Raw genomic sequence first — 23,361 nt, 5'->3', positions numbered from 1 at the left:
CCAGGCCCCACCCGGGCGGTGCCCGGTCGTCGGGACCTTCTCCTCTGTCCGCGGGGTGCGGCCGCCGTCCACCGTGGAGGGACGGCGGGCGACCCGGGGGTGAGGCCGATGCGACGGCGTGACGTACGTCAGGTGCTGAGTCCTCCCCGTGGCGCCGCCGCGGTCCCCTGGTGGCGCGCCGGCGCGGTCGTTGCGTGCCTGGGCTTCGCCGGTCTGCACCGGCTCGGCTCCACGTGGGGCTCCACCCCCGAGGAGCGGGAGCGGCCGATGCCGGGTGACGAGATCGTCCCCGACCCCGCGGGGCGGACGATGCACGCGGTCACCGTCGACGCGGCACCGGACCAGGTCTGGCCCTGGCTCGCGCAGATGGGCTACCACCGGGCCGGCTGGTACACCTACCCCTGGGTGGACCGGTGGATCTGGCACATCGACAACCCGAGCGCGGACCGGGTCGTGCCCGCGCTGCAGGACCTCCGGGTCGGCGACGTCATCCCCGACGGCGAGCCGGGCACGGCGTACTTCGTGATCCGCGAGCTGGTCCCCGGCGAGCACCTCGTGCTGCACTCGACCACCCACGTCCCGCCGGCGCTGGAGCGGGCGATGACGGTGTCCTGGACCTGGTCGTTCCTGCTGCTGCCCGTGGACGGCGGTCGCCGGACCCGGCTGTTGCTCCGGGTCCGGCTGACCGGCTCGCTGGTGACACGGCTGCTGTGGCACCTCGTGGTGGTGCCCAGCGACTTCGTGATGGCGCGGAGCATGCTGCTCGGCGTGAAGCGCCGCGCCGAGGGGGTCAGAACAGGGCGTTGGCCAGGTTCTGCCGGCCCTTGAGCACCCGCGAGTCGTCGTTGCCGACGGCCGCGAACAACCCGAGCAGGTGGTTGCGGGCCGCGTCGCGCTCGTCGCCGGAGGTACGGCGGACCAGGTCGACGAGCCGGCCGAAGGCGTCCTCCACGTGGCCGCCGAGCAGGTCGAGGTCGGCGACGAGGGTCTGCGCCTCGACGCTGTCCGGGTCCTGCGCGGCCGCGGCCCGGGCCTCCTGGGCGGCGGGGGCGTCCACGTGTGCGGTGCGCTGGAGGACCTTGGCCATCGCCAGGCCGCCGGCGGCCTCGGCGTCGGCGGGGTTCGCGTCGACGAGCTTCTGGTACTCCGCGACCGCGCCCTCGATGTCACCGGCGGCGAGCGCGTCCTGCGCGGGGGCGTAGCGCGGGTCGACCTGCTCCTCGCCCTCCTCGTCGGGGACCGCACCGCCCCGCGGCTGCACCCGGCCGGTCAGGCCCTGGGCGGTGGCGGCCTGGAGCACCTGGGCGAGCAGGCCGCGCAGCTCCTCGAGCGGCGGGGCGTCCTGGAGCAGCGGCGCGAGCTGGCCGCCCATGGCGAGCGCGACGAGCGGCACCGACGGGATCTGCAGCGCCTGCGCGATGCCCGGCGAGGCGTCCACGTCGACCTTGCCGAGCAGGAAGCGGCCCTCGAACTCGTCGGCGAGGGTGTCGAGGTCCTGCGCGAGCGTGACGCTCTGCGGCATCTGCCCGGAGTAGAAGACCAGGACCACCGGGGCGTTCGCGACACCCTGCAGCTCGGCCTGGAAGTTCTGCTCGTCGAGGTCGACGGAGTAGGCGCCCCCGCCCGCGGCCGCTCCGGACGGCGCCGGGCCGGCGGGACGGCCGGGTGCCGGACCCGCGGGGGCGGCGGGGCGCTTCAGGGCGGACAGGTCGACGGCGCCGGGACGCGAGAACGGTGGCGTGCTCATGGGGCCTATCTTTCCCGATCCGACCCGGGTGCGGCCAACCGGCTCCGCACCACGGGTCCGTGGTCGTCGTACGAGGGTGCCGGCTCAGAACCGGGCGGGCTCGCGGTACTCGCCCCACTCGGCGCGGAGCGCGTCGCAGATCTCGCCCAGGGTGGCCTCCACGCGGCAGGCGTCGAGCATCGCCGGGATCATGTTCTCGTCGGTGCGGGAGACGTCCACGAGCCGGGCCAGGGCCGCCTCGACCGCGGCATGGTCGCGCTCGGCCTTGCGGGCGCCGAGGGCGCGGACCTGCTCCACCTCGACCTCGTGGGAGACCCGGAGGATCTCGAGCTGGTGGGTCACCGACTCCTCGTGGCAGTTCACGCCGACGATCTTCTTGTCGCCCTTCTCGAGGGCCACCTGGTACTGGAAGGCGGCCTCGGCGATCTCACCCATGAACCAGCCGTCCTCGATCCCGCGCAGGATGCCGCGGGTCATCGGCCACACGCCGTTCTCGGCGTCGCCGACGCTCTGCCGCACCTGCTCGGCGAGCGCCTCGGTGTCGCCGCTGGTCAGCGTGGAGCCACCCATCGCGAGGATCTGGTCGAAGATCCGCTCGGCCTCGGCCTCGATCTTGTCGGTGAGCGCCTCGACGTACCAGGAGCCCCCGAGCGGGTCGGCGACGTTGACCACGCCGGTCTCCTCCATGATCACCTGCTGGGTGCGCAGCGCGATCTCGGCGGCCTGCTCGCTCGGCAGCGCCAGCGTCTCGTCGAGGGCGTTGGTGTGCAGGGAGTTCGTGCCGCCGAGCACCGCGGCGAGCGCCTCGATGCCGGTGCGGACCACGTTGTTGTAGGGCTGCTGGGCCGTCAGCGAGACGCCCGCGGTCTGGGTGTGGAAGCGCAGCCACTGCGCCTTCTCGGTCGTGGCCCCGTAGACGTCGCGCAGCCAGCGGGCCCAGATCCGGCGGGCGGCGCGGAACTTCGCGATCTCCTCGAAGAAGTCCACGTGGCTGTCGAAGAAGAACGACAGGCCCGGGGCGAAGGTGTCCACGTCGAGGCCGCGGGACAGCCCGAGCTCGACGTACCCGAAGCCGTCGGCGAGCGTGTACGCGAGCTCCTGCGCGGCCGTCGAGCCGGCCTCGCGGATGTGGTAGCCGGAGACCGAGAGCGGCTTGTAGTCCGGGATCTTCTCGGCGCAGTACTCCATCAGGTCGCCGATCAGGCGCAGGTGCGGCTCGGGGCCGAACAGCCACTCCTTCTGGGCGATGTACTCCTTGAAGATGTCGGTCTGCAGGGTGCCGTTGAGCACGCCGGGGTCGGTGCCCTGGCGCTCCGCGGCCACGAGCATCATGCAGAAGATCGGCACCGCGGGCCCGGAGATCGTCATCGACGTGGTCACGTCGGCGAGCGGGATCTGGTCGAACAGGACGTCCATGTCGGCGGCGGTGTCGATGGCGACGCCGCAGTGGCCCACCTCGCCGAGGCTCTTCGGGTCGTCGGAGTCGCGACCCATCAGCGTCGGCATGTCGAAGGCGACCGAGAGACCGCCGCCGCCGCGGCCCAGGATCATCTTGTAGCGCTCGTTGGTCTGCTGGGCGTTGCCGAAGCCGGCGAACTGCCGGATGGTCCAGGTCCGGCCGCGGTAGCCGGTGGGGTACAGGCCGCGCGTGAACGGGAACTCGCCGGGCCAGCCGATGCTCTCGAAGTTCGGGTACGCCGCCTCGGCGGCCGCGTCCACGGGCCCGTAGGCCGGGTCGACCTCCATGCCGGACACCGTGGTGAAGTCCGCCTCGCGGACCCGCGACCTCTCGTAGCGCTCCTGCCAGCGGAGTCGGGCGTCCTTCTGCGGCGTGTCCTGGGTCATACGAAAATAGTAGGACGTCCAACTATCTCTGTCGACCGGAGCCGGGGCGTGGTGCGCAGAGGTCTAGAAGTCGCCGGCGTCGCGGCGCACGGGCCGGAGCAGCTCGGAGAGCTCGCGCAGCTCCGCGGACCCCATGTCGGCCAGGGCGAACCGGGCCTCGACCAGGTCGGCCGTGGCCGCCTCGACGAGGGCCCGTCCGGCCTCGGTGATCTCGGCCAGCACGGCCCGCCCGTCCTCCGGGTGCCGCCGCCGTACGACCAGGCCGGCCGCCTCCAGCCGGTCGACGATCGAGGTGACCGAGGTGGGGTGCACCTGCAGCCGCTCCCCCATCTTCCCCAGCGGCAGCGACCCCGCCCGGGAGAAGGTGAGCAGCACCAGCGCCTCGTAGCGGGCGAAGGTCAGGCCGTGCGGCTTGAGGATGTCGTCGAGCTGGGCGAGGACGATCTGCTGCACCCGCATCAAGGACGTGACCGCGTGCATCTGGTCGACGGCGTCCCAGCGCAGCCCCCACTGCCGGGCGGCCTCGTCGATCGGGTCGAACGGCAGCTTCTTCGCCGGCCGCGCCTGCTTGTCGGTCACGGCGGCGACCCTAGTCGATCCCCGACCCGGAGCGGGTCCGACCGGCGCGGGCTCGCGGGTCTCCCCTGCCGCACCGTGCGTCGCGGCCGGTTCGGCGAGGACGCCGTCAGCGGCCGTCGAACGTGTGTGTGGCGCGGCCGCGGAGGCCGGCACGCGCGACGACCCGCTGGATGACCAGGTCGCGCTCGTCGGGGCGGCCGACGTACCGGATGTCGCGCAGCCCCTGCTCCTGGGCCGCGGACTCGAAGACGAAGTGGCCGTAGCCGAGCAGCCGGCCGCGGAACGGCTTCTCCACCGAGATGTCGAGGATCCGGCCGAGCGGCATCGTCGCCAGCCGCTGCGAGAGGACGCCGCGCACGCGGAAGACCCGCATGTTCGTGATCACGAAGCGGTCCATGTGCTCGGTCAGCGCGCGCCAGCCGGCGTGCAGGGAGATCCCGATCGCGACCAGCCACGGCAGCCAGGCGATGTCAACCCGGGAGAACACGCCGAGCACGACCAGCGCGAGCGCGAGCACCATCTCCAGCGCGGGCCTGATGTAGACGACCCAGTGGTGGTGCACCTCGTCGACGATCACCTCGCCCTCCTCACGCAGGAGGTGCCGGCCGATCCTCGGGTCGGCGAAGGTGCGCCACAGCGGGCCGGCCACGGTGTCCCGCCCTCAGCGGAACAGCGCGGTGAGGAACTTGATCAGGGCCTCGAAGGCGACCCCGACGGCGTCCGCGGCGCCCTTGATGGCATCGGCGGCATCGACGGGCTGCGTCACGAGGTAGAACAACGCGAAGGCGACCACGAGACCGATCAGGACCTTCTTCATCGTGCTCTCCGTCCCGAGTGGATAGACATGACGGCAGGCCGAAGCAGCACCTGCACCAGGAATTGATACCAACCCCGGCTCCCGAGGTGTGGGAGGCGCGCGGGCCCGGGCCTGCCCCGGCCCGTGCTCAGGGGGTCGCCGAGTCGAGCTCGGTGAACGAGTCGAGCAGCGAGTCGGCCGCGCGGTAGGGGTCGGACTTGCCGGCCGCCACCTGCTCGGCGAGGTCGTCGAGCTCGGTCCGCGCGTGCACGTCGCCCCACCGGGCCCGCAGGGCGGTGACCGCGATCGCCTCGATCTCGTCGCGCGCCCGGCGCATCCGGCGCCGCTCGAGCTCACCCGAGGACTCCATCCACGTGCGGTGGGCGTCGATCGCCTCGACCACCTCCTCGACGCCCTGCCCGGTCTGCGCGACGGTCAGCGCGATCGGCGGCCTCCACGCGTCCTCGGACCGCTCCGCGAGCGCGATCATGTTGCGCAGGTCGCGGCGGACCTGCTCCGCGCCGTCCCGGTCGGCCTTGTTCACCACGTAGACGTCGCCGATCTCGAGGATGCCGGCCTTCGCGGCCTGGATCCCGTCGCCCATGCCCGGCGCCAGCAGCACCAGCGTGGTGTCGGCGAGCCCGGCGATCTCGACCTCGCTCTGGCCCACGCCCACGGTCTCCACGAGCACCACGTCGCAGCCGGCGGCGTCGAGCACGCGCAGCGCCTGCGGGGTGGACCAGGACAGCCCGCCCAGGTGGCCGCGGGACGCCATCGACCGGATGTAGACGTCCGGGTCGGTGGCGTGCTCCTGCATCCGGATCCGGTCGCCGAGCAGCGCGCCGCCGGAGAACGGCGACGAGGGGTCCACCGCGAGCACGCCGACGCGCTTGCCGGACGCACGCAGCGCCGTGACCAGGGCCGAGGTCGAGGTGGACTTGCCGACGCCGGGCGAGCCGGTGATGCCGACGATCTGGGCGTTCCCGGTGTACGGCGCCAGGCCGGCCATCACCTCGCGCAGCAGCGGGGAGGCGTCCTCGACCAGCGAGATCAGCCGGGCGACCGCCCGCGCGTCACCGGTGCGCGCCTTCTCCACCAGGTCCGGGACCGAGGCGGCCGACCTGCGCCGCCCGCCCCGGTTCACCGGTGCCTGCCCCGTGGGGGCCGTGCTCGGGTTCTCGTCGCTCATGCAGACGGCACGCGCACGATCAGTGCGTCACCCTGGCCGCCGCCACCGCACAGGGCGGCAGCGCCGGTCCCGCCGCCGCGACGCTTCAGCTCGAGGGCGAGGTGCAGCACGATCCGGGCGCCGGACATGCCGACCGGGTGGCCGACCGCGATGGCGCCGCCGTTGACGTTGACCTTGTCGTCGGAGAGGCCGAGCTCGCGCCCGGACACGATGCCGACCGCGGCGAACGCCTCGTTGATCTCGACCAGGTCGAGGTCCGAGGGCGCGATGCCCTCCTTCTCGCAGGCCTTGGCGATCGCGTTTGCGGGCTGCATCTGCAGGGTGGAGTCGGGGCCGGCCACCTGGCCGGAGGCGCCGATCTCGGCGAGCCACTCCAGGCCGAGCTCCTCGGCCTTGGCCTTGCTCATCACCACGACCGCGCAGGCGCCGTCGGAGATCTGCGAGGCCGAGCCGGCCGTGATCGTGCCGTCCTTGGAGAAGGCGGGGCGCAGCTTGCCGAGCGACTCGGCGGTGGTGTCGCCGCGGATCCCCTCGTCCTGGGAGACCACGACCGGCTCGCCGCGGCGCTGCGGGATCTCGACCGGGACGACCTCGTCGTCGAAGAGGCCGTTCTTCCAGGCCTCGGCGGCACGCTGGTGGGAGCGGGCCGAGAACTCGTCCTGCTCCGCACGGCTCAGCTGCGCGGCGGCGGCGTTGCAGGACTCGGTGAGCCCGCCCATCGGCTGGTCGGTGAACTGGTCGTAGAGCGCGTCGTAGGCCATCGAGTCGACCAGCGTCGTGTCGCCGTACTTGAAGCCCTCGCGGGACTTCGGCAGCAGGTGCGGGGCCTGGGTCATCGACTCCATGCCGCCGGCGACGACGATGTCGTGCTCGCCGGCGCGGATCAGCTGGTCGGCCAGCGCGATCGCGTTGATCCCCGAGAGGCACACCTTGTTGATGGTGATCGCCGGGATGCTCATGGGGACGCCGCCCTTGACCGCGGCCTGGCGGGCGGTGATCTGCCCGGCGCCGGCCTGGATGACCTGGCCCATGATCACGTACTCGACCTGGTCACCGGACACGCCGGCCTTCTCCAGGGCGCCCTTGATCGCGACACCGCCGAGGTCCGCGGCGGACTGGTCCTTGAGTCCCCCCAACAGGCGTCCGATGGGGGTGCGAGCACCGGCAACGATTACGGATCCCGACATGACGCCTCCTGCAGCGAATCACTAGATGTGATCGCGACGATACCCACGAACCCCGGCCCGGAGGGAGGGGCGGGCTCCGGTTGCCGGTGTCTGACAGGTCACAGTCCCTCGCGGCCGGGGCGCCGCCGTACGACGATGTGGCTCATGACGAACCCAGCCGGCGAGACCGTCGTACCCGAGCACCTGTTCACCTGCATCGACCACGTCGGGGTGGCGGTACCCGACCTCGACGAGGCGATCGCGTTCTACCGCGAGAAGCTCGGCATGCGGGTGCTGCACGAGGAGACCAACGAGGAGCAGGGCGTCCGCGAGGCCATGGTCGGCGTCGGCGACTCCGGCTCCTGCATCCAGCTGCTGGCCCCGCTGGACGAGAGATCCACGATCGCCAAGTTCCTCGACCGCTCCGGGCCCGGGCTGCAGCAGCTCGCCTACCGGGTGACCGACGTGGAGCAGGTCTCCGCGATCCTGCGCGAGCGCGGCCTGCGGCTGCTGTACGACACCCCGCGGCGCGGCACCTCGAACTCCCGGGTCAACTTCGTGCACCCGAAGGACGCCGGCGGCGTGCTCGTCGAGCTCGTCGAGCCGGCCCAGGCCCGACCGGTCTAGAGAAGTAGGTCACAGAGGGCTGACACGCTTGGTTACCCGTCGGTAGATTCCGAGCGACCCGTTCCACCCGGGCCCGCGCGGCCGTGCCATTCACCAGGAGCTCCCGTGAAACAGATCCTCGACGCCATCCTCGCCGGCGACACCGCGGCGGAGGACTTCGCCGCCCTCGAGATCCCGCAGTCCTACAAGGCCGTGACGGTCCACAAGGACGAGGTCGACATGTTCGAGGGGCTCGCGAGCCGCGACAAGGACCCCCGAAAGTCCCTGCACGTGGAGGACGTGGAGCTGCCCGAGCTCGGCCCCGGCGAGGCCCTGGTCGCGGTGATGGCCAGCGCGATCAACTACAACACCGTGTGGACCTCGATCTTCGAGCCGATGGCGACCTTCGGCTTCCTCGAGCGCTACGGGCGCACCTCTCCCCTGGCGGCCAAGCACGACCGGCCCTACCACGTGGTGGGCTCCGACCTCGCCGGCGTCGTGCTCGCCACCGGCCCCGGCGTGCACTCCTGGAAGCCCGGCACCGAGGTCGTCGCGCACTGCCTCTCGGTGGAGCTGGAGAGCCCCGACGGCCACAACGACACGATGCTGGACCCCGAGCAGCGGATCTGGGGCTTCGAGACCAACTTCGGCGGGCTCGCCGAGGTGGCCCTGGTCAAGGCCAACCAGCTGATGCCGAAGCCCGCCCACCTCACCTGGGAGGAGGCGGCCAGCCCCGGTCTGGTCAACTCCACCGCCTACCGCCAGCTGGTCAGCCGCAACGGCGCCGGCATGAAGCAGGGCGACAACGTGCTGATCTGGGGCGCCAGCGGCGGCCTCGGCGGTTACGCCACGCAGTTCGCCCTCAACGGCGGCGCCACCCCGATCTGCGTGGTCTCCTCCCAGGACAAGGCGGACATCTGCCGCTCGATGGGCGCGGAGCTGATCATCAACCGGAGCGAGGAGGACTACCGGTTCTGGAAGGACGAGCACACCCAGGACCCCAAGGAGTGGCGCCGGTTCGGCGCGAAGATCCGTGAGCTCACCGGCGGCGAGGACCCCGACATCGTCTTCGAGCACCCCGGCCGCGAGACCTTCGGGGCCTCGGTGTTCGCGGCCCGCAAGGGCGGCACGATCGTGACCTGCGCGTCCACCAGCGGCTTCATGCACCAGTACGACAACCGCTACCTGTGGATGCACCTCAAGCGGATCATCGGCTCGCACTTCGCGAACTACCGCGAGGCCTGGGAGGCCAACCGGCTCATCGCCAAGGGCCTGGTCCACCCGACGCTGTCGCGGACCTACCCGATGGAGCAGGTCGGCCAGGCCGCGCTCGACGTGCACCGCAACCAGCACCAGGGCAAGGTCGGCGTGCTCTGCCTGGCCCCCGAGGAGGGCCTCGGTGTGCGCGACGAGGCCATGCGGGCCAAGCACCTCGACGCGATCAACCGCTTCCGGGGCGTCTGACCCCCCACCGACCAGGACCGCCGGGCGACCCTTCACCCGGCGGTTCTGCACGTACGGACCGCCCTCCCCGACGGAGCGCGGTTGAGGTCGGCGCGCCTGGGCACACCCGTGTGATGAGCAAATCGGTCCGGCCCACACGCGCCTGACGGGTTTACCTCGACGCGTCCGACAGACTTAGGCTGCAGGTAACGAATGACACAGGGGAAGTAAGGAAAACGGCATGAACGACCGATCGGGCCTGTCCATCTTCGACGACGACTCTTCCAACAGCTCCAGGAGATCCGGTGGCTCTGGCGACGACGCCACCCAGGTCTTCTCCGCCGTCGGCGGCAGCGGGAGTGGATCCGCGGGCGCCGCCGGCAGCGGAGCGAACGCCTTCCCCGTGGTCCGCCGCGGCTACGACCAGACCGCCGTGGACCGGCACCTCCACACGCTGGCGGGCGAGAAGGCCGGCCTGACCGCCAGCCTGAACGACGCCAAGGCGCGGCTGAAGCAGCTCGAGAAGCAGGTCGCGGACCTGAAGACCCAGGTCGCCGAGAACGAGGCCCCGTCGTACGCCGGGCTCGGCGGGCGCGCCAGCGAGATGCTCCGGCTCGCCGAGGAGCAGGCCGACGAGGTCCTCGGCCAGGCCCGGATCCAGGCCGACGAGCTGCGCCGGCACGCCCAGCGCGACGCCGAGCGGATGCGCGCGGAGGCCTCGCGCGACGCCGAGGACATGAAGATCGTCCAGCTCAAGGAGCTCGAGGAGACCCGCAGCCGGATGCTCGCGGACGCCGAGCAGGACCGTGCGCTGGCACGCGGCGAGGCCGAGGACATCCTCGCCAGCGCCCGCCGCGAGGCCGAGCAGCACCGGCTCGCCGCGGAGCAGGAGACCAACACCCTGCGCACGAGCGCGCGCCGCGAGGCCGAGCAGGCCCGTGCCGCCGCCGACCGCGAGGTGCAGGAGGCGCGGCGTACCCTCGCCGTCGAGAAGGAGCGGCTCACCCGGGAGGCGGCCGAGCACCACACCAACGCCACCTCGGAGACCGCCCGGCTCGTGCAGGAGGCGGAGGACCGCGCCAACGCCGCGGAGCAGCGTGCCCGCGAGGCGATCTCGCAGGCCACCGCCCACCGCGACCACGCCCAGAACGAGGCCGAGCGCCTGCTCACCCGCGCGCGCCGCGAGGCCGAGCAGATCGTCGCCTCCGCACAGACCCAGGCCAACGGCTACACCTCGGCCGGGCAGGCCGACGCCGAGCGCGAGCTCCTCGCGATCCGGGCCGAGGTCGACCGCGTGCAGAAGCGGCGCGACGCGATCGTGGCCCAGCTCGGCGCGCTGCGTGACGTCGTCGCCGGGTTCGCCGACCCGGCCGAGCCCCGCACCGCCGCCCCGGCCGCGGACGCCGACGAGGACGAGGACGAGCAGACGGGCCCCGCGCCCCAGTGACCAACGCCGAGGACAAGATCGAGCGACTCGAGGAGGAGGTCCACGAGGCCGAGGAGGCCGCCGAGTCCGCCGAGCACGCCCAGGAGGAGGCCACGGAGGCCGCCGAGTCCGCCGAGCACGCGGCGGGCGAGGCCGACGACTCCGCGACCACCGCGGAGCGGGCCGCCGTCCAGGCGCAGCAGCGACAGCTCACCGCCGAGGAACAGTCCAAGGACTTCCTGGTCGACCGGACCCCCGACGACGAGTCGAGCGAATCCTACGGTGCGCCCGGGAAGCCCTTGAAGCGGCACTCGCCCTTCTACATGGGCTTCACCGGTGCGGTGGGGGCGCTCATCGCGATCTGGCTGGGCCAGCAGATCCTGTCGATCACGTCGGTGCTGATGCTGCTCGTGGTCGCGATGTTCCTCGCGGTGGGCCTCAACCCGCTCGTCGAGCTCTTCATCCGCAAGGGCGTCAAGCGGCCGGTCGCGGTGCTGATCGTGATCGTCGGCGTCCTCCTGGCGATCGCCGGCTTCGTGATCTCGATGGTGCCGGTGATCAGCGACCAGGTCAGCACGATCAGCGAGCGCGCGCCCGACTGGTTCAAGCAGCTGCAGAACAACCGCACGGTGCAGAGCCTCAACGAGCAGTACGGCATCCTCGACCGCGCCGAGCAGACGCTCAAGGACGGCAAGTGGGCCAACACCGTCTTCGGCGGCGTCGTCGGCGTCGGGCTCGCGGTGCTCTCGGCGATCGCCAACACGTTCATCGTGATCGTGCTGATGCTCTACTTCCTGGCCACGCTGCCCAAGATCAAGCGGTTCGCCTACCGGTTCGCGCCGGCCAGCCGCCGCGAGCGGGTCACCTACCTCGGCGACCAGATCCTCGCCAACGTCGGCGGGTACGTCTCCGGCGCCTTCGTGGTCGCGCTCTGCGCCGGGGTTTCCTCGATGATCTTCCTGATCATCGTCGGCCTCGGGGAGTACGCCGTCGCGCTGGCCGTCGTGGTCGCCCTGCTCGACGTGATCCCGATGATCGGGGCCACCCTCGGCGCGGTCATCGTCACCGCGATCGGCTTCGCCACCGACCCGAAGATCGGCCTGGCCTGCCTGGTGTTCTACGTCCTCTACCAGCAGTTCGAGAACTACGTGATCTACCCGCGGGTGATGGCCCGCTCGGTCGACATCCCGGGCTCGTTGATCGTGGTCGCGGCGCTCGTCGGCGCCGGTCTGCTCGGCGTCGTGGGGGCGCTGCTGGCGATCCCCACCGCCGCGGCGATCCAGCTGATCGTGAAAGAGGTGTTCCTGCGACGGCAGGACGTCCGCTGAACGAGGGAGGACCCCGGACCGTCGGTCCGGGGTCCTCTCGCGTCTGCGCCCGGTCAGTCCGCCTGGGGTCCGGGCACGGGCACGTCCTTGAACGCGGCGAGGTTCTTGTCGTTGTAGGCGCTGGTGTCCGCGGTCTCCATCGCGCCCTCCCACTCCCGGGGCAGGGGTACGGCGGTCTCCGGCGCGACCCGGCGGACGATCTCGTCGAGCACCGTCTCGGCGTCGCCGACCCACAGGTGCTTGGCACCCTCGACCCCGACCACCTCGGCCTGCGGGACGATCGCGAACCGCTCCTCGGCCTCGGGCGGCTGCAGGTAGTCGTCGTGCTCCGGCACCAGCGCGGTCAGCGGCTTGCCGGACTCGGCCCACGCCTCGAGGTGCTCCACGTCGGAGAACCGCAGCGGGGGCGAGAGCAGGATCGCGCCCTTCACGGCGGGGTCGTTGCCGTGCATCAGCGTGAGGTCGGTGCCGAACGACCAGCCGACGACCCAGATGTCGGGCAGGTCGTGGAACTCGGCGTACTCGATGGCCGCGGCGACGTCGTACGCCTCCCCCCGCGCATGGTCGAACTCGCCCTGGCTGGTCCCCTGCGCGCTCGACGTGCCCCGGGTGTTGAAGCGCAGCACGGCGACCCCGGCGAGGGCGGGGAGGCGGAAGGCCGCCTTGCGGAACACGTGGCTGTCCATCATCCCGCCGTGGGTGGGCAGCGGGTGCAGGCAGACGATCGTCGCGACGGGCTCCCGGTCCAGCGGCAGGGCGATCTCACCGACGAGCTCGAGCCCGTCCGCGGTGTGCAGCGTGATCGCCTCGCGGCGGGCGGGGAGGACGGAGTTCGCACGGATCGCAGCCATGTCGCCCATTCTCGCCGACCCGCCGCACGCTGGGCTGCGAGGGTCCTGCTCCCGGCGCCACGGGCACGGGCGAGCGGGAGGACCCGCCTCGGCGGGTCAGCGGCGGCGGTCGCGCGCCTTCCAGCAGGGGCTGTGCCAGTGCCGGCGCTCGTCGAGCCCCGAGGCGGAGAACATCGACGGCACGACCGGCCAGGCGACCGTGTGTGGGGTCGCGGGACGGATCATCTGGTCGCAGCCCGGGCAGCGGTAGGGCTTGGTCGCCGCGGAGCCGGTGACCGCGCGGACCTCGTACTCCTCGCCCCGCCAGACCTGGATCGTCGTCATGACGACTATTCTCCGGCCCGGCCCCCAGCCAGCAGACTGGGGGCATGACGACGACCGACCTCGGCCCCCTGCTGCTCGACCAGATCGAGCAGCACTGGCACGGCCAGCTGCGCCCGCGGCTCGACGGGCTCGGCGACGAGGAGTACTTCTGGGAGCCGGTCCCCGACTGCTGGAGCGTGCGGCCGCGCGGCACGGGGACCGCGCCCGTGCAGGCCGGCAGCGGCGCGTTCACGGTGGACTTCGCGTTCCCGGAGCCGGAGCCGGCGCCCGTCACGACGATCGCCTGGCGGCTGGCCCACGTCGTCGTCGGCGTGCTCGCGATGCGCAACGCCGGCCACTTCGGGCGGCCTGCCACGGACTACCAGGCGTTCGAGTACGCCGGCTCGGCCGACCGGGCGCTCGCCCAGCTCGACGAGGAGTACGCACGGTGGACCGAGGGGGTCCGGGGTCTCGGCGCCGACGGGCTGCGCGAGCCGTGCGGGCCCGCCGAGGGGCCGTGGGCGGCGGCGCCGATGGCGGCGCTCGTGCTGCACATCAACCGCGAGCTGATCCACCACGGAGCCGAGGTCGCGCTGCTGCGCGACCTCTACGCCCACCGGGCCGGCTGAGCCGGGCCCGGCGGACGAGAGCGGTCAGCGGGCGGTGTAGTCGCGGAACCCGCGCTGGGTCTTGCGGCCGAGGTAGCCGGCGGTGACCAGGTGCTCGAGCAGCGGCGCCGGAGCGAAGCCGGGCTCGCGGAACTCCAGGTAGAGCTCGCGCTGGATCGCCAGCGACACGTCGTTGCCGACCACGTCGAGCAGCTCGAACGGACCCATCGGCAACGCACAGCCGTACTTCATCGCGGTGTCGATGTCGTCGGCGCTCGCGTAGTGCGCCTGGAGCATCTTGACCGCGTCGTTGAGGTAGGGGAACAGCAGCGCGTTGACGATGAACCCGGCCCGGTCGCCGCACGAGACCGCGACCTTGCCCACCGAGGCGCAGAGCGCCCGGACGGTCTCCGCGACCTCGTCAGCCGTGCTGACGGTCGAGACCACCTCGACGAGCTTCATCACCGGCGCCGGGTTGAAGAAGTGCATGCCGATGACGTGCTGCGGGCGCCGGGTGGCCCCGGCCAGGGCGATCACCGGGAGCGAGGAGGTCGTGGTCGCCAGGATCGCGCCGGGCTTGCAGATCTCGTCGAGGTTCTCGAACAGCGCGGTCTTCACGGTGAGGTCCTCGGCGATCGCCTCGACCACGATGTCCACCTCGGCGAGGTCGTCGAGGCGGGTGCTGCCGGTGAGCCGGGCGAGGACGCCGTCCCGCGCGGACTCCTCGAGCCGGCCGCGCTGGATCGCCTTCTCGAGCGACTTGGCGATCGTGGCGCGCACGCCGTCGACCTTCTCCTGGCTGCGGCCGACGTAGGTGACGTCGTACCCGGCCTTGGCGAACACCTCGACGATGCCGCCGGCCATCGTCCCGGTGCCGACCACGCCGACCCGGCGGACGTCATGGCGCAGTCTGGGGGCCGAGTCCGGCGAGGGGGTCAGCGCGTCGGCGACGACGACCGGGCTGTCGGGGGCCTCGTAGGTGTAGAAGCCGCGGCCGGTCTTCCGCCCGAGCATCCCGGCGGTCACCATCTGCTTGAGGATCGGCGCGGGCGCGTGCAGCCGGTCGCGGCCCTGCTTGTACATCGTGTCGAGGATCTCGTAGGCGGTGTCGAGCCCGATCAGGTCGAGCAGCGCGAGCGGGCCCATCGGGTAGCCGCAGCCGAAGCGCATCGCGGCGTCGATGTCCTCGCGGCTGGCGTAGTGGGCCTCGTACATCGCCACGGCGTGGTTGAGGTAGCCGAACAGCAGCGCGTTGGCGATGAAGCCGGCCTTGTCGCCGCAGATCACCGGGGTCTTGTCGAGCGAGCGGGCCAGCGCGGCGACGTCGTCGAGGACGTCGGGCTCGGTCACCACGGTGCGGATGATCTCGACGAGGTTCTGCACCGGGGCGGGGTTGAAGAAGTGGAGACCGACGACCCGCCCGGGACGCGAGGTCGCGGTGGAGATCTCGGTGACCGACAGCGAGGAGGTGTTCGTGGCCAGGATCGCGTCGGGGGCGACGATGCCGTCGAGGGTGCGGAACAGCGCCTGCTTGACGGGCAGCTGCTCGACGATCGCCTCGACGACCAGCTGGCAGTCCTTCGCGTCGGCGATGTTCGTGGTGAAGGTGATCGCGCCGACCAGCGCGGTCTGCTCGTCCTCGCTCAGCTTCCCGCGCTTGACCGCGCGGTCGGTCGAGTGCTGGACGTGCTGGCGCCCGCGCTCGAGGGACTCCTCGGTCAGCTCGACGCCGACCACCTGGTAGCCGTTGCGGGCGAACACCTCGGCGATGCCGGCACCCATGGTGCCGAGGCCGATCACGCCGATGGTGGAGAAGTCGCGTCCAGTGCTCGTCATGGGCCGAATCATGGCACGGGCGCCGCCGTTCGTGCCGTGACGAAGTTCACCCGCCGGCAACCCCGAGGGCGTGGTCCGGACCGGAGCCCGTGGAGCAGGTAACCTCCCACTCCGTGCGCCTTGTTATCGCGAACTGCCAGGTCGACTACGCCGGCCGTCTCACCGCCCACCTGCCGATGGCCACCCGGCTGATCCTGGTCAAGAACGACGGGTCGGTGCTCATCCACTCCGACGGCGGCTCCTACAAGCCGCTGAACTGGATGTCGCCGCCGTGCAGGGTGGTCGAGGGCACCAACGACGACGGCGTGGTCGAGTGGACCGTCACCGGCAAGGACGACGACACGCTGCGGATCCTGCTCGAGGTCGTCCACCACGACACCGTGCACGACCTCGGCGTCGACCCCGGCCTGCAGAAGGACGGCGTCGAGAAGCACCTCCAGGAGCTGCTCGCCGAGCACCCCGCCACGCTGGCCGAGGGGCTGACGCTGGTACGACGGGAGTACCCGACCGCGATCGGCCCGGTCGACCTCATGTGCCGCGACGCCCGGGGCGCCTCGGTCGCCGTGGAGATCAAGCGGCGCGGCGAGATCGACGGCGTGGAGCAGCTGACCCGCTACCTCGAGCTCCTCAACCGCGACCCCAAGCTCCGCCCGGTGCGCGGGATCTTCGCCGCGCAGGAGATCAAGCCGCAGGCCCGCGTGCTCGCCACCGACCGCGGGATCACCTGCGCGGTCGTGGACTACGACGCGCTGCGCGGCATGGACGACCCGAGCGCCCGCCTGTTCTGACCCGACCTCCGCTCGGGGTCGTCCGTAGGAGCGCGCGCCCCGGCGCACGCTGGTACGGACGACCGGCGGCGCTGCCTCAGGCCGGGCCGACCAGGGCGGCCACCTCGTCGGCGCAGCCCCAGGAGAGCGTGACCCCGGCTCCGCCGTGCCCGTAGCAGTGGACGACCCGGGCGTCCCCGCAGCGCTCCTCCTCCAGGCGCACCCGCGGCCGGGCGGGACGCAGGCCCACCCTGTGCCGCAGCACCCGCGCCTTCGCCAGCTCGGGGACCAGCAGGCTCGCCCGCTCCAGGATCCGCGCGGCGGTCGCCGGGTCCGGCGTACGGCTCCACTCCCCCTCCTCGTCGGTGCCGCCCACCACGACGTCCTTCGAGCGCGGCACCACGTACGTCGGCCCGGCCCCGTCGAGCCACCACCGGTCGAGGCCGAACTGCTCGACATGGACCACCTGGCCGCGCACCGGGAGCACCGAGGGGTCGGACCCGATCAGCCGCGCGCCGAGGCCGCTGGCGTTGACCACCACCTCGGCCTGGTCCGGCAGCCCGCCGAGCGCCATCCGGGTGATCGTGCCGCCGGCCTCGACGACCTGGCCGGACAGCCAGCGCAGGTAGACCGGCATCTCGACGACCGGCGCCCGGAACGACCAGCCGTCGACGTACGGCGCCGGCATCGCGCGCACCCGGGTGAGGGCGGGGACGGCGGCGGACCACCACGGGTCGGACGTCCGGCTGCGGTGCAGCTCGGTCCCCTCGACCATCGCCACCCCGGTGTCCTCGTCGGCGGCGAGCCGCTCGAACTCGGTGAACGAGGTCGCCGACCACGCCGACACGCGCTCGTAGGGGAAGGCCCGGTAGGGGTACCAGAGCGCGGCCGCGGTCGCCGAGGTGGTCTCCAGCGGCAGGTCGCGCGCGACCACGTCCACGTGGTGCCCGGTCTGCAGCACACGCAGCGCACAGGACAGCCCGACCACGCCCGCTCCGATCACGATCACCCGTGCCATGGGGAGAGTCTGCCCGAACTCGCCCCGGGCCGGGTCTCACCAGGCCCGGATCTCCACCGCGCCGGACTCGTCGGTGACGGTGGCGACCACGTACGACGTCGCGGCCCCGGGGCCTGCGGCGCCCGCCCCGTCGGCGGCGGCCGGCCCGTGCCCGGCGCACACGATCTGCGCCCCGACCTCGGCGCGGTAGGCGGCCCGGTCCCCGCAGTCGACCCCGGTCCACCCCTCCGCCTCCAGCCGGCGGACCAGGTTCTGCGTGGCGACCACCCCGTCCTCGAGGCGGGCGTCGAACTCCACCGTCCCCGACGGGGAGCGGGACAGCGACACGCGGACGGTCCCGACCAGGCCGTCGAGGTAGCCGGTGCAGCGCACCACCGCGTTCTCGCGCCCGCGCCACGGCGGGCAGTCCAGGTGGTCCAGGGTCAGCCCCTGCCCGGCGAGCTCGCGCCGGAGCCGAGCGGCCACGGCCAGCTCGAGCAGGTCCATCCCGGTCGTGGGGGCGGGCACCGGCCGGCTCGTCGGCCCACCGACCGCCGGGGTCGCGGCCGGAGCCGTGGGCGCGTCCTGCGTGCCGGAGGTCGTGCCGCACCCGGCCAGCGGGCCGAGCAGCAGCGCCGCGAGGACGAGCGGCCGGACCAGCCACACCCGGGCGACGCGCATGCGGACCCTCCTCGGAACGGCGGCGTGGGCGGCGTACCCCCCCGTCACCCCGACCCTAGCCGCGCCGCCCGCGCGTAACCTCCGTCACTAGAACTCGTTGCATGGGACATCGGAGGTGTCCTGATGCGTAGATCACGCCCGCACGTCGTCCTCGTCCTCGTCGCGCTGCTGGCCGGGCTGCTGCTCGGCGGAGGAGGTGCGCTCCCCTCGGCCAGCGCCCACGAGGAGCGCGAGGCCTCGTTCCCCGACGGCAGCGGGAGGCGCCCGGAGTTCCTCGGCCTCGACAACCCGCGGCACCGGGTGGTCTGCCGCCCCGACAGCGCGAGGCGGATCGACCGGATGCAGCCCGGCGCGCTCGAGCGCCGCAACCGCGCGCTGCTCGAGGAGTGCCGGTTCGGGTCGATCCAGACCGCGGTGAACAGCATCGCGCGACCGCGCACCTCGGTCTACGTGCTCCCCGGCGTCTACTCCGAGCGCCGCTGGGCGAACCGGCCGACGTCGTCGTACTGCGCCAACCTCGGCACCCGCTCCGACGACCCGGTGGACGTCTCGCAGTACATCGGCAGTCTCTCCTCCCCCGACAGCGGGAGCGGCGACGCGGGCCCCGTCGCGCTGGCCTACTCCGACCAGGTGCGCTGCCCGCACAACCTCAACCTGATCACGATCTTCGGCGACGGCACCCCCGGGAACCGGTCCATCGACTGCGACAGCCGGTTCTGCGGCACGCAGCTGGTCGGCACCGGCGCCTCCCGCCGCGACGTGCTGATCGACAACCGGTTCGCCAAGCTCAACGCGATCCGCGCCGACCGGGCCGGCGGGGTCTACTTCCGCAACTTCACCGTGCAGCAGGCGGAGTTCAACGCGCTCTACGTCCTCGAGACCGACGGCTTCGTCGTGGACCGGGTCGTGGCCCGCGGCAACGACGAGTACGGCGTCCTCGCGTTCGCCAGCGACCACGGGCTGATCCAGCGGGTCGACGCCTACTACAACGGCGACTCGGGCATCTACCCCGGCTCGGCGTCGGACGTCAACGCCGACAACGAGGAGTTCACGCCGACCCGGTACTCCATCGAGATCCGGCGCAACCGCAGCCACGACAACACGCTGGGCTACTCCGGCACGGCGGGCAACTCGGTGTGGGCGCACCACAACCGCTTCTACGACAACGCGACCGGGATCGCGACGGACTCGCTCTTCCCCGGCCACCCGGGCCTCCCCCAGGACCACGCCCGGTGGAGCAGCAACCTGATCTACGACAACAACGAGAACTACTACGAGCGGTACGTCGACACCGGGGTGTGCGCGAGGCCGATGGAGGAGCGCGGCTACCTCCGGGGCACGGTGTGCCCGGTGGTCCCGACCCCGGTCGGCACCGGCGTGCTGATCGCCGGCGGCAACTTCAACTCCACCGACCACAACCGGATCTACGGCAACTGGCGCTACGGCACCATGCAGTTCTGGGTGCCCTCGCCGCTGCGCGACGAGATGGACCCCGCGAAGCTCTACGACACCTCCAACGGCAACCGGACCTTCGCCAACGTGCTGGGGATCCGGCCCGACGGCGCGGTGCGGCACAACGGCCTCGACCACTGGTGGGACGACCAGGGCGTCGGCAACTGCTGGCAGGACAACCGCTCCTCGCACGGCACCGCGACCGACAACTTCCTGGTCGACCCGGGTCGCTGCGCGGACGGCGGCTCGCGGTTCGTCCCGGGCGCGCCGGTCAAGGACGCCGGTTTCCTCAGCTGCAGCCAGTACGACCGCAACGACGAGAACTTCCGGCACCCGCCGGGCTGCGCGTGGTTCGACAGCCCGCAGCGCCCGAGCGAGCGCTCCGACGCCCCGCTCGACGACGCCGTCGCCGCGCCCGCCGGGAGCGGCTCCGGACCGGCCGGAGGGGTGCCGCTCGCGCTCGCCGGGATCGCCGGGGCGCTCGTGCTCGGCCTGGGCACGGTACGGCGCCGCTCCCTCGCCGCGGGCGGGCGGGGCTGACCGTGCCGCGCCGGGCGCTCGTCGCCCTCGCCGTCCTGCTCCTGCTCGCCGCGGGAGCGGGCGTGGCCACGGCGAGCACCGACCCGGTCCTGGCCGCGCACGGCCCGACCCAGGTGCGCGGCACCGAGGCGTCCGCGGTCTTCCGCGTCGGCGGCCGTACCATCCGCCAGGTCCGGTACGACGACCGGGCGACCCTGGTCTACTCGTTCGTGCTCTCGAACGACGGGCGGGTGCCGGTGACGGTGACCGGGCTCGCGGCCACCGACGTCGAGCCCCGGCTGTTCCGCTACACCGGGGTGACCGACGCGGACGGCCGACGCGAGTTCACCATCCCCGCCGGGGAGCGGACCCGGGTCGAGGTCAGCCTGCTGATGCACGCCTGCGAGACGCTGTCGGCGCGAGCCGGGAGCTTCGCGACCAAAGTGGCCCTGCGCGTGGTCCGGGCCGGGGTGCTCGCGGACGCGGTGCGCGTGACGTTGCCCGAGGAGGTGCACACCGGCTCGCCGCGCGAGGCGTCCTGTCCCCGGGCGACCGCCTCCTCACGCCCACCCGGCTGACCGCTCCCCCGCCCAGGCCCGCACGACCAGCCCGTCCGCGTCGACGGCCGCCTCGACGACGTCGCAGTTGCCCAGCGGCCGGCCCGCCGGGTAGTCCCCGGGCAGGTTCCGCGACAGCTGCGGGAGCGCCGCGCACATGGCACCGCCATGGCTGACCACGAGCACGCTCTCCCCGCGGTACAGGTCGGCCATCAGCTCGATCTCCTCGCGCATGCGGCCGACCACCTCGGCGCCCGACTCCCCTCCAGGCACCGTGGCGGCCAGGTCGCCCGCCAGCCAGCGCGTGAACGTCGGGTCGAACAGCGCCGCGTCGTACTCCTTGCCGTGGTGCTCCCCCACCGAGAACTCGCGCAGCCCCTCCCGGACCTGCACCCCGACGCCGAGCACGGCGGCCGCGATCTCGGCGGTCTGCACCGCCCGCGCCATCGGGCTGGTGTGCACGACCGCGATCCGGGCATCGCGCAGCGACACCCCGAGCGCGCGGGCCTGCTCGCGTCCCCGCGGGGTGAGGCTGCCTCCGCAGTCGCTGAGCAGGGCGGACTCGTACTCCGCCTCGGCGTGCCGGGCGACGTAGAGCGTGGCCGCGCACTGAAGGTCCGCCATGGGGCCAACCTAGCCCCGTCCGGAGAGAGACATCCGCCCGGAACCACCTTTTTGTGCCGGTTCGGCGGACACTGTCCCTGAGGAGGTCGTCCATGTCCGTACCGGCCGGGAGCCCGCGCTCCCCGCTCCTGCTCTCGCTGCTCGGGTGTCTGCTCGCCGGGCTGCTCGGACTCCCGCTCGCGGTCCCCGCGACCTCGTCCCCGGCGACCGCGTCCACGCCCGGCCGGACCGTCACCCTGGAGGGCACCTACCTGCGGATGTCCGCGGTCGGCGAGGCGGGCGAGCACGTCCTGCACGCCCTGCGCACCGAGCGGCGGACCCTCTGGCTCGACCTGGCCGGCCTTCGCGCCCCGGCGCCCGGCACGCACGTCGCGGTCGAGGGACACCTCGCCGCGGGTACCGTCACGGCCACCTCCCTGCGCGCGCTCCCCGACGCGCGGCGCCTGACCGCCGCGGCCGCAGCGCCGCGCTCCGACCGGCTGCTGGTGATGCGGGCCTACTGGGGCGCCACCCGGCCGAGCAGGCCGTCCGCCGCCGCGGCCAGGTCCGCCTTCGTGGGCCAGGGCCGGTCTTGGTTCGAGGAGGTCTCGCACGGCCGCTACACCGTCTCCGGGACGGTCACCTCCTGGCTGCGGATCAAGCGTCCGAGCGACTGCACCGGGTCGGCGCACACGTCGATGGACCGGGCCGAGACGGCCGCGCGACGGGCGGGGCACCGGCTCGCTGCCTACTCCCGCTACCTGCTCTACCTGCCCTGTGACGGCGGCGGGATGCTCGGGCTCGGCTCGCTCCCGGGCAAGCACGTGTGGCTGTTCGGGTCCACGCGGTACGACGTCGCGGTGCACGAGCAGGGCCACAACCTCGGCCTCGAGCACGCCCATGCCCGCGAGTGCCGCAGCGGGGGCGACCCGGTCACCTGGTCGTCGCACTGCGCGAGCATCCCGTACGGCGACCCGTTCGACGTGATGGGCAACCGTGGCGGCGGGCACCTCCAGGCCGTGTACAAGGAGCAGCTCGGCTGGTTGCAGGACCTGGCCGTGCTCGGCTCCGACGCCACCCGCACCCTGGCGCCGTACGAGACCACCGGCCCGGGTCTCAAGGCGCTGCGGGTGCGCACGGGCGGGCTGCGGGCCTACTGGCTGGAGTACCGGACCCGGTACGGCCGGGACGCCGCCTTCGCCCCGGGCGCGCACGGCGTGGTCCTCCGGGTCCGGGCCGGCACCGCCGAGCCCGAGCTGCTCGACCTGATGCCCGGGAGCGGCACCGGGTTCGCGGGCGGGCGGGCGTACACCGAGTGGGAGCGCACCCGGCTCCCTGCCCGCAGCAGCTGGACCAGCCCCGAGGGGATCCGGTTCACCACCGTCACCGAGGGCCGCGCGGGGGCACGGGTGACGGTGGACTACGCCGCGCCCGCACCGGCGGCGCCGGACGCGCCCCCGTCGGTGACCGCCCGGCCGACCGTCGGCGGCGCGCGGGTGACCTGGGCCAAGCCGCTCGACAACGGCTCGATCATCACCGGCTACCAGCTGACCGTACGGACACCCGGGCTGGCGGCGACCACGGTCCGCGTCGACACGGTCGGCGGCCTGGTCCGCCGCGCCGTGCTGGACGGCCTCGACCCGGCGCGGAGCTACACCGTCGCGGTCCGCGCACGGAACCGGGTGGGCACCTCGGCCGGGACGCGGTCGGCAGCGGTCACGCCGCTCGCTCCCGGCCCGGTCGTGCGCATCACCGCGCCCGACGACGACGACGTCGCCCTCGTCGGCGAGGCCGTGCCGGTGAGCATCGAGGTCGACCCGAACGCCGAGACCGGGTCCGCCGTGGAGAAGGTCACGCTGCTCGTCGACGGGTATGCCGTGGACGCGAGCCGGACGGCGCCGTACGCGCTGACCTGGGAGACGACCGGGTGGCCGCCGGGCAGCCACACCCTGCGGGTCGTCGCGGACGACGCGGACGGGCAGCGCGGCCGCTCGGCCCCGGTCGTGGTGACGCTCGAGGCGCCCACGCCCAGCGGCTGAGCGACCGGCCGCCCGGCGACCGA

The 23,361-nt window shown here is 72.8% G+C and carries 23 protein-coding genes; 10 read left to right on the top strand and 13 right to left on the bottom strand.

Annotated elements, in window-relative coordinates:
• The first annotated feature begins 108 nt into the window (after positions 1 to 108).
• Complete coding sequence (locus K1X13_RS12655) at positions 109 to 828, top strand: hypothetical protein (RefSeq protein ID WP_221025392.1); 720 nt, start codon at positions 109 to 111, stop codon at positions 826 to 828.
• On the opposite strand, the gene K1X13_RS12650 is transcribed toward K1X13_RS12655, so the two are convergent.
• From K1X13_RS12650 to K1X13_RS12620, 7 genes are all read right to left on the bottom strand, one after another.
• The gene (locus tag K1X13_RS12650; protein WP_221025391.1) at positions 791 to 1,747 is read right to left on the bottom strand and encodes a tetratricopeptide repeat protein; all 957 of its coding nucleotides are present in this window, start codon (positions 1,745 to 1,747) and stop codon (positions 791 to 793) included. The genes K1X13_RS12655 and K1X13_RS12650 overlap by 38 nt on opposite strands.
• Before the next feature lie 84 nt (positions 1,748 to 1,831).
• Positions 1,832 to 3,592, bottom strand: a complete 1,761-nt coding sequence (gene icmA, locus K1X13_RS12645) for a coenzyme B12-dependent isobutyryl-CoA mutase large subunit (RefSeq protein ID WP_221025390.1) — start codon at positions 3,590 to 3,592, stop codon at positions 1,832 to 1,834.
• Positions 3,593 to 3,655: 63 nt separating this feature from the next.
• Positions 3,656 to 4,171, bottom strand: a complete 516-nt coding sequence (locus K1X13_RS12640; RefSeq protein WP_308249538.1) for a MarR family winged helix-turn-helix transcriptional regulator — start codon at positions 4,169 to 4,171, stop codon at positions 3,656 to 3,658.
• A 106-nt stretch (positions 4,172 to 4,277) separates the two neighbouring features.
• Entirely contained in the window at positions 4,278 to 4,820 is a 543-nt protein-coding gene (locus K1X13_RS12635; protein ID WP_221025389.1) for a PH domain-containing protein, read from the bottom strand.
• A 12-nt stretch (positions 4,821 to 4,832) separates the two neighbouring features.
• Positions 4,833 to 4,988 carry a hypothetical protein gene (locus K1X13_RS12630; protein ID WP_221025388.1) on the bottom strand — a complete coding sequence of 52 codons (156 nt, stop codon included), beginning with the start codon at positions 4,986 to 4,988 and terminating at the stop codon, positions 4,833 to 4,835.
• A gap of 127 nt (positions 4,989 to 5,115) precedes the next feature.
• Entirely contained in the window at positions 5,116 to 6,156 is a 1,041-nt protein-coding gene (meaB, locus tag K1X13_RS12625) for a methylmalonyl Co-A mutase-associated GTPase MeaB (RefSeq protein ID WP_221025387.1), read from the bottom strand.
• Positions 6,153 to 7,343 carry an acetyl-CoA C-acetyltransferase gene (locus tag K1X13_RS12620; protein WP_221025386.1) on the bottom strand — a complete coding sequence of 397 codons (1,191 nt, stop codon included), beginning with the start codon at positions 7,341 to 7,343 and terminating at the stop codon, positions 6,153 to 6,155. The genes meaB and K1X13_RS12620 overlap by 4 nt, the downstream gene beginning before the upstream one ends.
• Positions 7,344 to 7,487: 144 nt before the next feature.
• Here K1X13_RS12620 and mce point away from each other — a divergent pair, with 144 nt between their 5' ends.
• The 4 genes from mce to K1X13_RS12600 all read left to right on the top strand — a co-directional run bounded on the left by mce (position 7,488) and on the right by K1X13_RS12600 (position 12,125).
• Positions 7,488 to 7,949, top strand: coding sequence for a methylmalonyl-CoA epimerase (gene mce / locus K1X13_RS12615; RefSeq protein ID WP_221025385.1), 462 nt, complete (start codon positions 7,488 to 7,490; stop codon positions 7,947 to 7,949).
• Between the two features lie 105 nt (positions 7,950 to 8,054).
• Positions 8,055 to 9,392, top strand: coding sequence for a crotonyl-CoA carboxylase/reductase (gene ccrA, locus K1X13_RS12610; RefSeq protein WP_221025384.1), 1,338 nt, complete (start codon positions 8,055 to 8,057; stop codon positions 9,390 to 9,392).
• Between the two features lie 220 nt (positions 9,393 to 9,612).
• Positions 9,613 to 10,818, top strand: a complete 1,206-nt coding sequence (locus K1X13_RS12605) for a coiled-coil domain-containing protein (RefSeq protein ID WP_221025383.1) — start codon at positions 9,613 to 9,615, stop codon at positions 10,816 to 10,818.
• A complete protein-coding gene (locus K1X13_RS12600) occupies positions 10,815 to 12,125 on the top strand; it encodes an AI-2E family transporter (RefSeq protein WP_308249537.1) in 1,311 nt (436 codons plus the stop codon). The genes K1X13_RS12605 and K1X13_RS12600 overlap by 4 nt, the downstream gene beginning before the upstream one ends.
• 53 nt (positions 12,126 to 12,178) lie before the next feature.
• On the opposite strand, the gene K1X13_RS12595 is transcribed toward K1X13_RS12600, so the two are convergent.
• Both K1X13_RS12595 and K1X13_RS12590 read right to left on the bottom strand, forming a co-directional pair.
• Positions 12,179 to 12,976, bottom strand: a complete 798-nt coding sequence (locus K1X13_RS12595) for an alpha/beta hydrolase (RefSeq protein ID WP_225914970.1) — start codon at positions 12,974 to 12,976, stop codon at positions 12,179 to 12,181.
• A gap of 96 nt (positions 12,977 to 13,072) precedes the next feature.
• A complete protein-coding gene (locus K1X13_RS12590) occupies positions 13,073 to 13,300 on the bottom strand; it encodes an Rv1322 family protein (RefSeq protein WP_221026122.1) in 228 nt (75 codons plus the stop codon).
• A gap of 44 nt (positions 13,301 to 13,344) precedes the next feature.
• Between K1X13_RS12590 and K1X13_RS12585 the strand changes: the two genes are divergently transcribed.
• On the top strand, positions 13,345 to 13,908 hold the full coding sequence (locus K1X13_RS12585) for a DinB family protein (protein WP_221025381.1): 564 nt from the start codon (positions 13,345 to 13,347) through the stop codon (positions 13,906 to 13,908).
• Positions 13,909 to 13,932: 24 nt separating this feature from the next.
• Here the strand turns inward: K1X13_RS12585 and K1X13_RS12580 are convergent, their stop codons facing one another.
• Positions 13,933 to 15,723 (bottom strand): 3-hydroxyacyl-CoA dehydrogenase family protein, encoded by a 1,791-nt coding sequence (locus K1X13_RS12580; RefSeq protein ID WP_221025380.1) that lies wholly within the window; start codon positions 15,721 to 15,723, stop codon positions 13,933 to 13,935.
• Positions 15,724 to 15,836: 113 nt separating this feature from the next.
• Here K1X13_RS12580 and nucS point away from each other — a divergent pair, with 113 nt between their 5' ends.
• Positions 15,837 to 16,511 carry an endonuclease NucS gene (gene nucS / locus K1X13_RS12575; RefSeq protein WP_221025379.1) on the top strand — a complete coding sequence of 225 codons (675 nt, stop codon included), beginning with the start codon at positions 15,837 to 15,839 and terminating at the stop codon, positions 16,509 to 16,511.
• A gap of 76 nt (positions 16,512 to 16,587) precedes the next feature.
• Here nucS and K1X13_RS12570 read toward each other — a convergent pair whose 3' ends face one another.
• Complete coding sequence (locus K1X13_RS12570; RefSeq protein ID WP_221025378.1) at positions 16,588 to 17,508, bottom strand: FAD-dependent oxidoreductase; 921 nt, start codon at positions 17,506 to 17,508, stop codon at positions 16,588 to 16,590.
• 36 nt (positions 17,509 to 17,544) lie between these two features.
• On the bottom strand, positions 17,545 to 18,168 hold the full coding sequence (locus K1X13_RS12565; protein ID WP_221025377.1) for a hypothetical protein: 624 nt from the start codon (positions 18,166 to 18,168) through the stop codon (positions 17,545 to 17,547).
• A 123-nt stretch (positions 18,169 to 18,291) separates the two neighbouring features.
• Between K1X13_RS12565 and K1X13_RS12560 the strand changes: the two genes are divergently transcribed.
• Both K1X13_RS12560 and K1X13_RS12555 read left to right on the top strand, forming a co-directional pair.
• Positions 18,292 to 20,160 (top strand): right-handed parallel beta-helix repeat-containing protein, encoded by a 1,869-nt coding sequence (locus K1X13_RS12560; protein ID WP_221025376.1) that lies wholly within the window; start codon positions 18,292 to 18,294, stop codon positions 20,158 to 20,160.
• A gap of 2 nt (positions 20,161 to 20,162) precedes the next feature.
• Positions 20,163 to 20,717, top strand: coding sequence for a hypothetical protein (locus K1X13_RS12555; protein ID WP_221025375.1), 555 nt, complete (start codon positions 20,163 to 20,165; stop codon positions 20,715 to 20,717).
• Here K1X13_RS12555 and K1X13_RS12550 read toward each other — a convergent pair.
• Complete coding sequence (locus K1X13_RS12550) at positions 20,700 to 21,320, bottom strand: histidine phosphatase family protein (RefSeq protein WP_221025374.1); 621 nt, start codon at positions 21,318 to 21,320, stop codon at positions 20,700 to 20,702. The genes K1X13_RS12555 and K1X13_RS12550 overlap by 18 nt on opposite strands.
• A gap of 92 nt (positions 21,321 to 21,412) precedes the next feature.
• On the opposite strand from K1X13_RS12550, the gene K1X13_RS12545 reads away from it, so the two are divergent.
• Complete coding sequence (locus K1X13_RS12545) at positions 21,413 to 23,338, top strand: Ig-like domain-containing protein (RefSeq protein WP_221025373.1); 1,926 nt, start codon at positions 21,413 to 21,415, stop codon at positions 23,336 to 23,338.
• Positions 23,339 to 23,361: the final 23 nt, after the last annotated feature.

It is taken from the genome of Nocardioides jiangsuensis (assembly GCF_019679455.1).
GTDB classification, from domain to species: domain Bacteria; phylum Actinomycetota; class Actinomycetes; order Propionibacteriales; family Nocardioidaceae; genus Nocardioides_C; species Nocardioides_C jiangsuensis.
The sequence above is the reverse complement of the archived record's forward strand: the minus strand, read 5'-3'. Positions and strand labels throughout refer to the sequence as shown.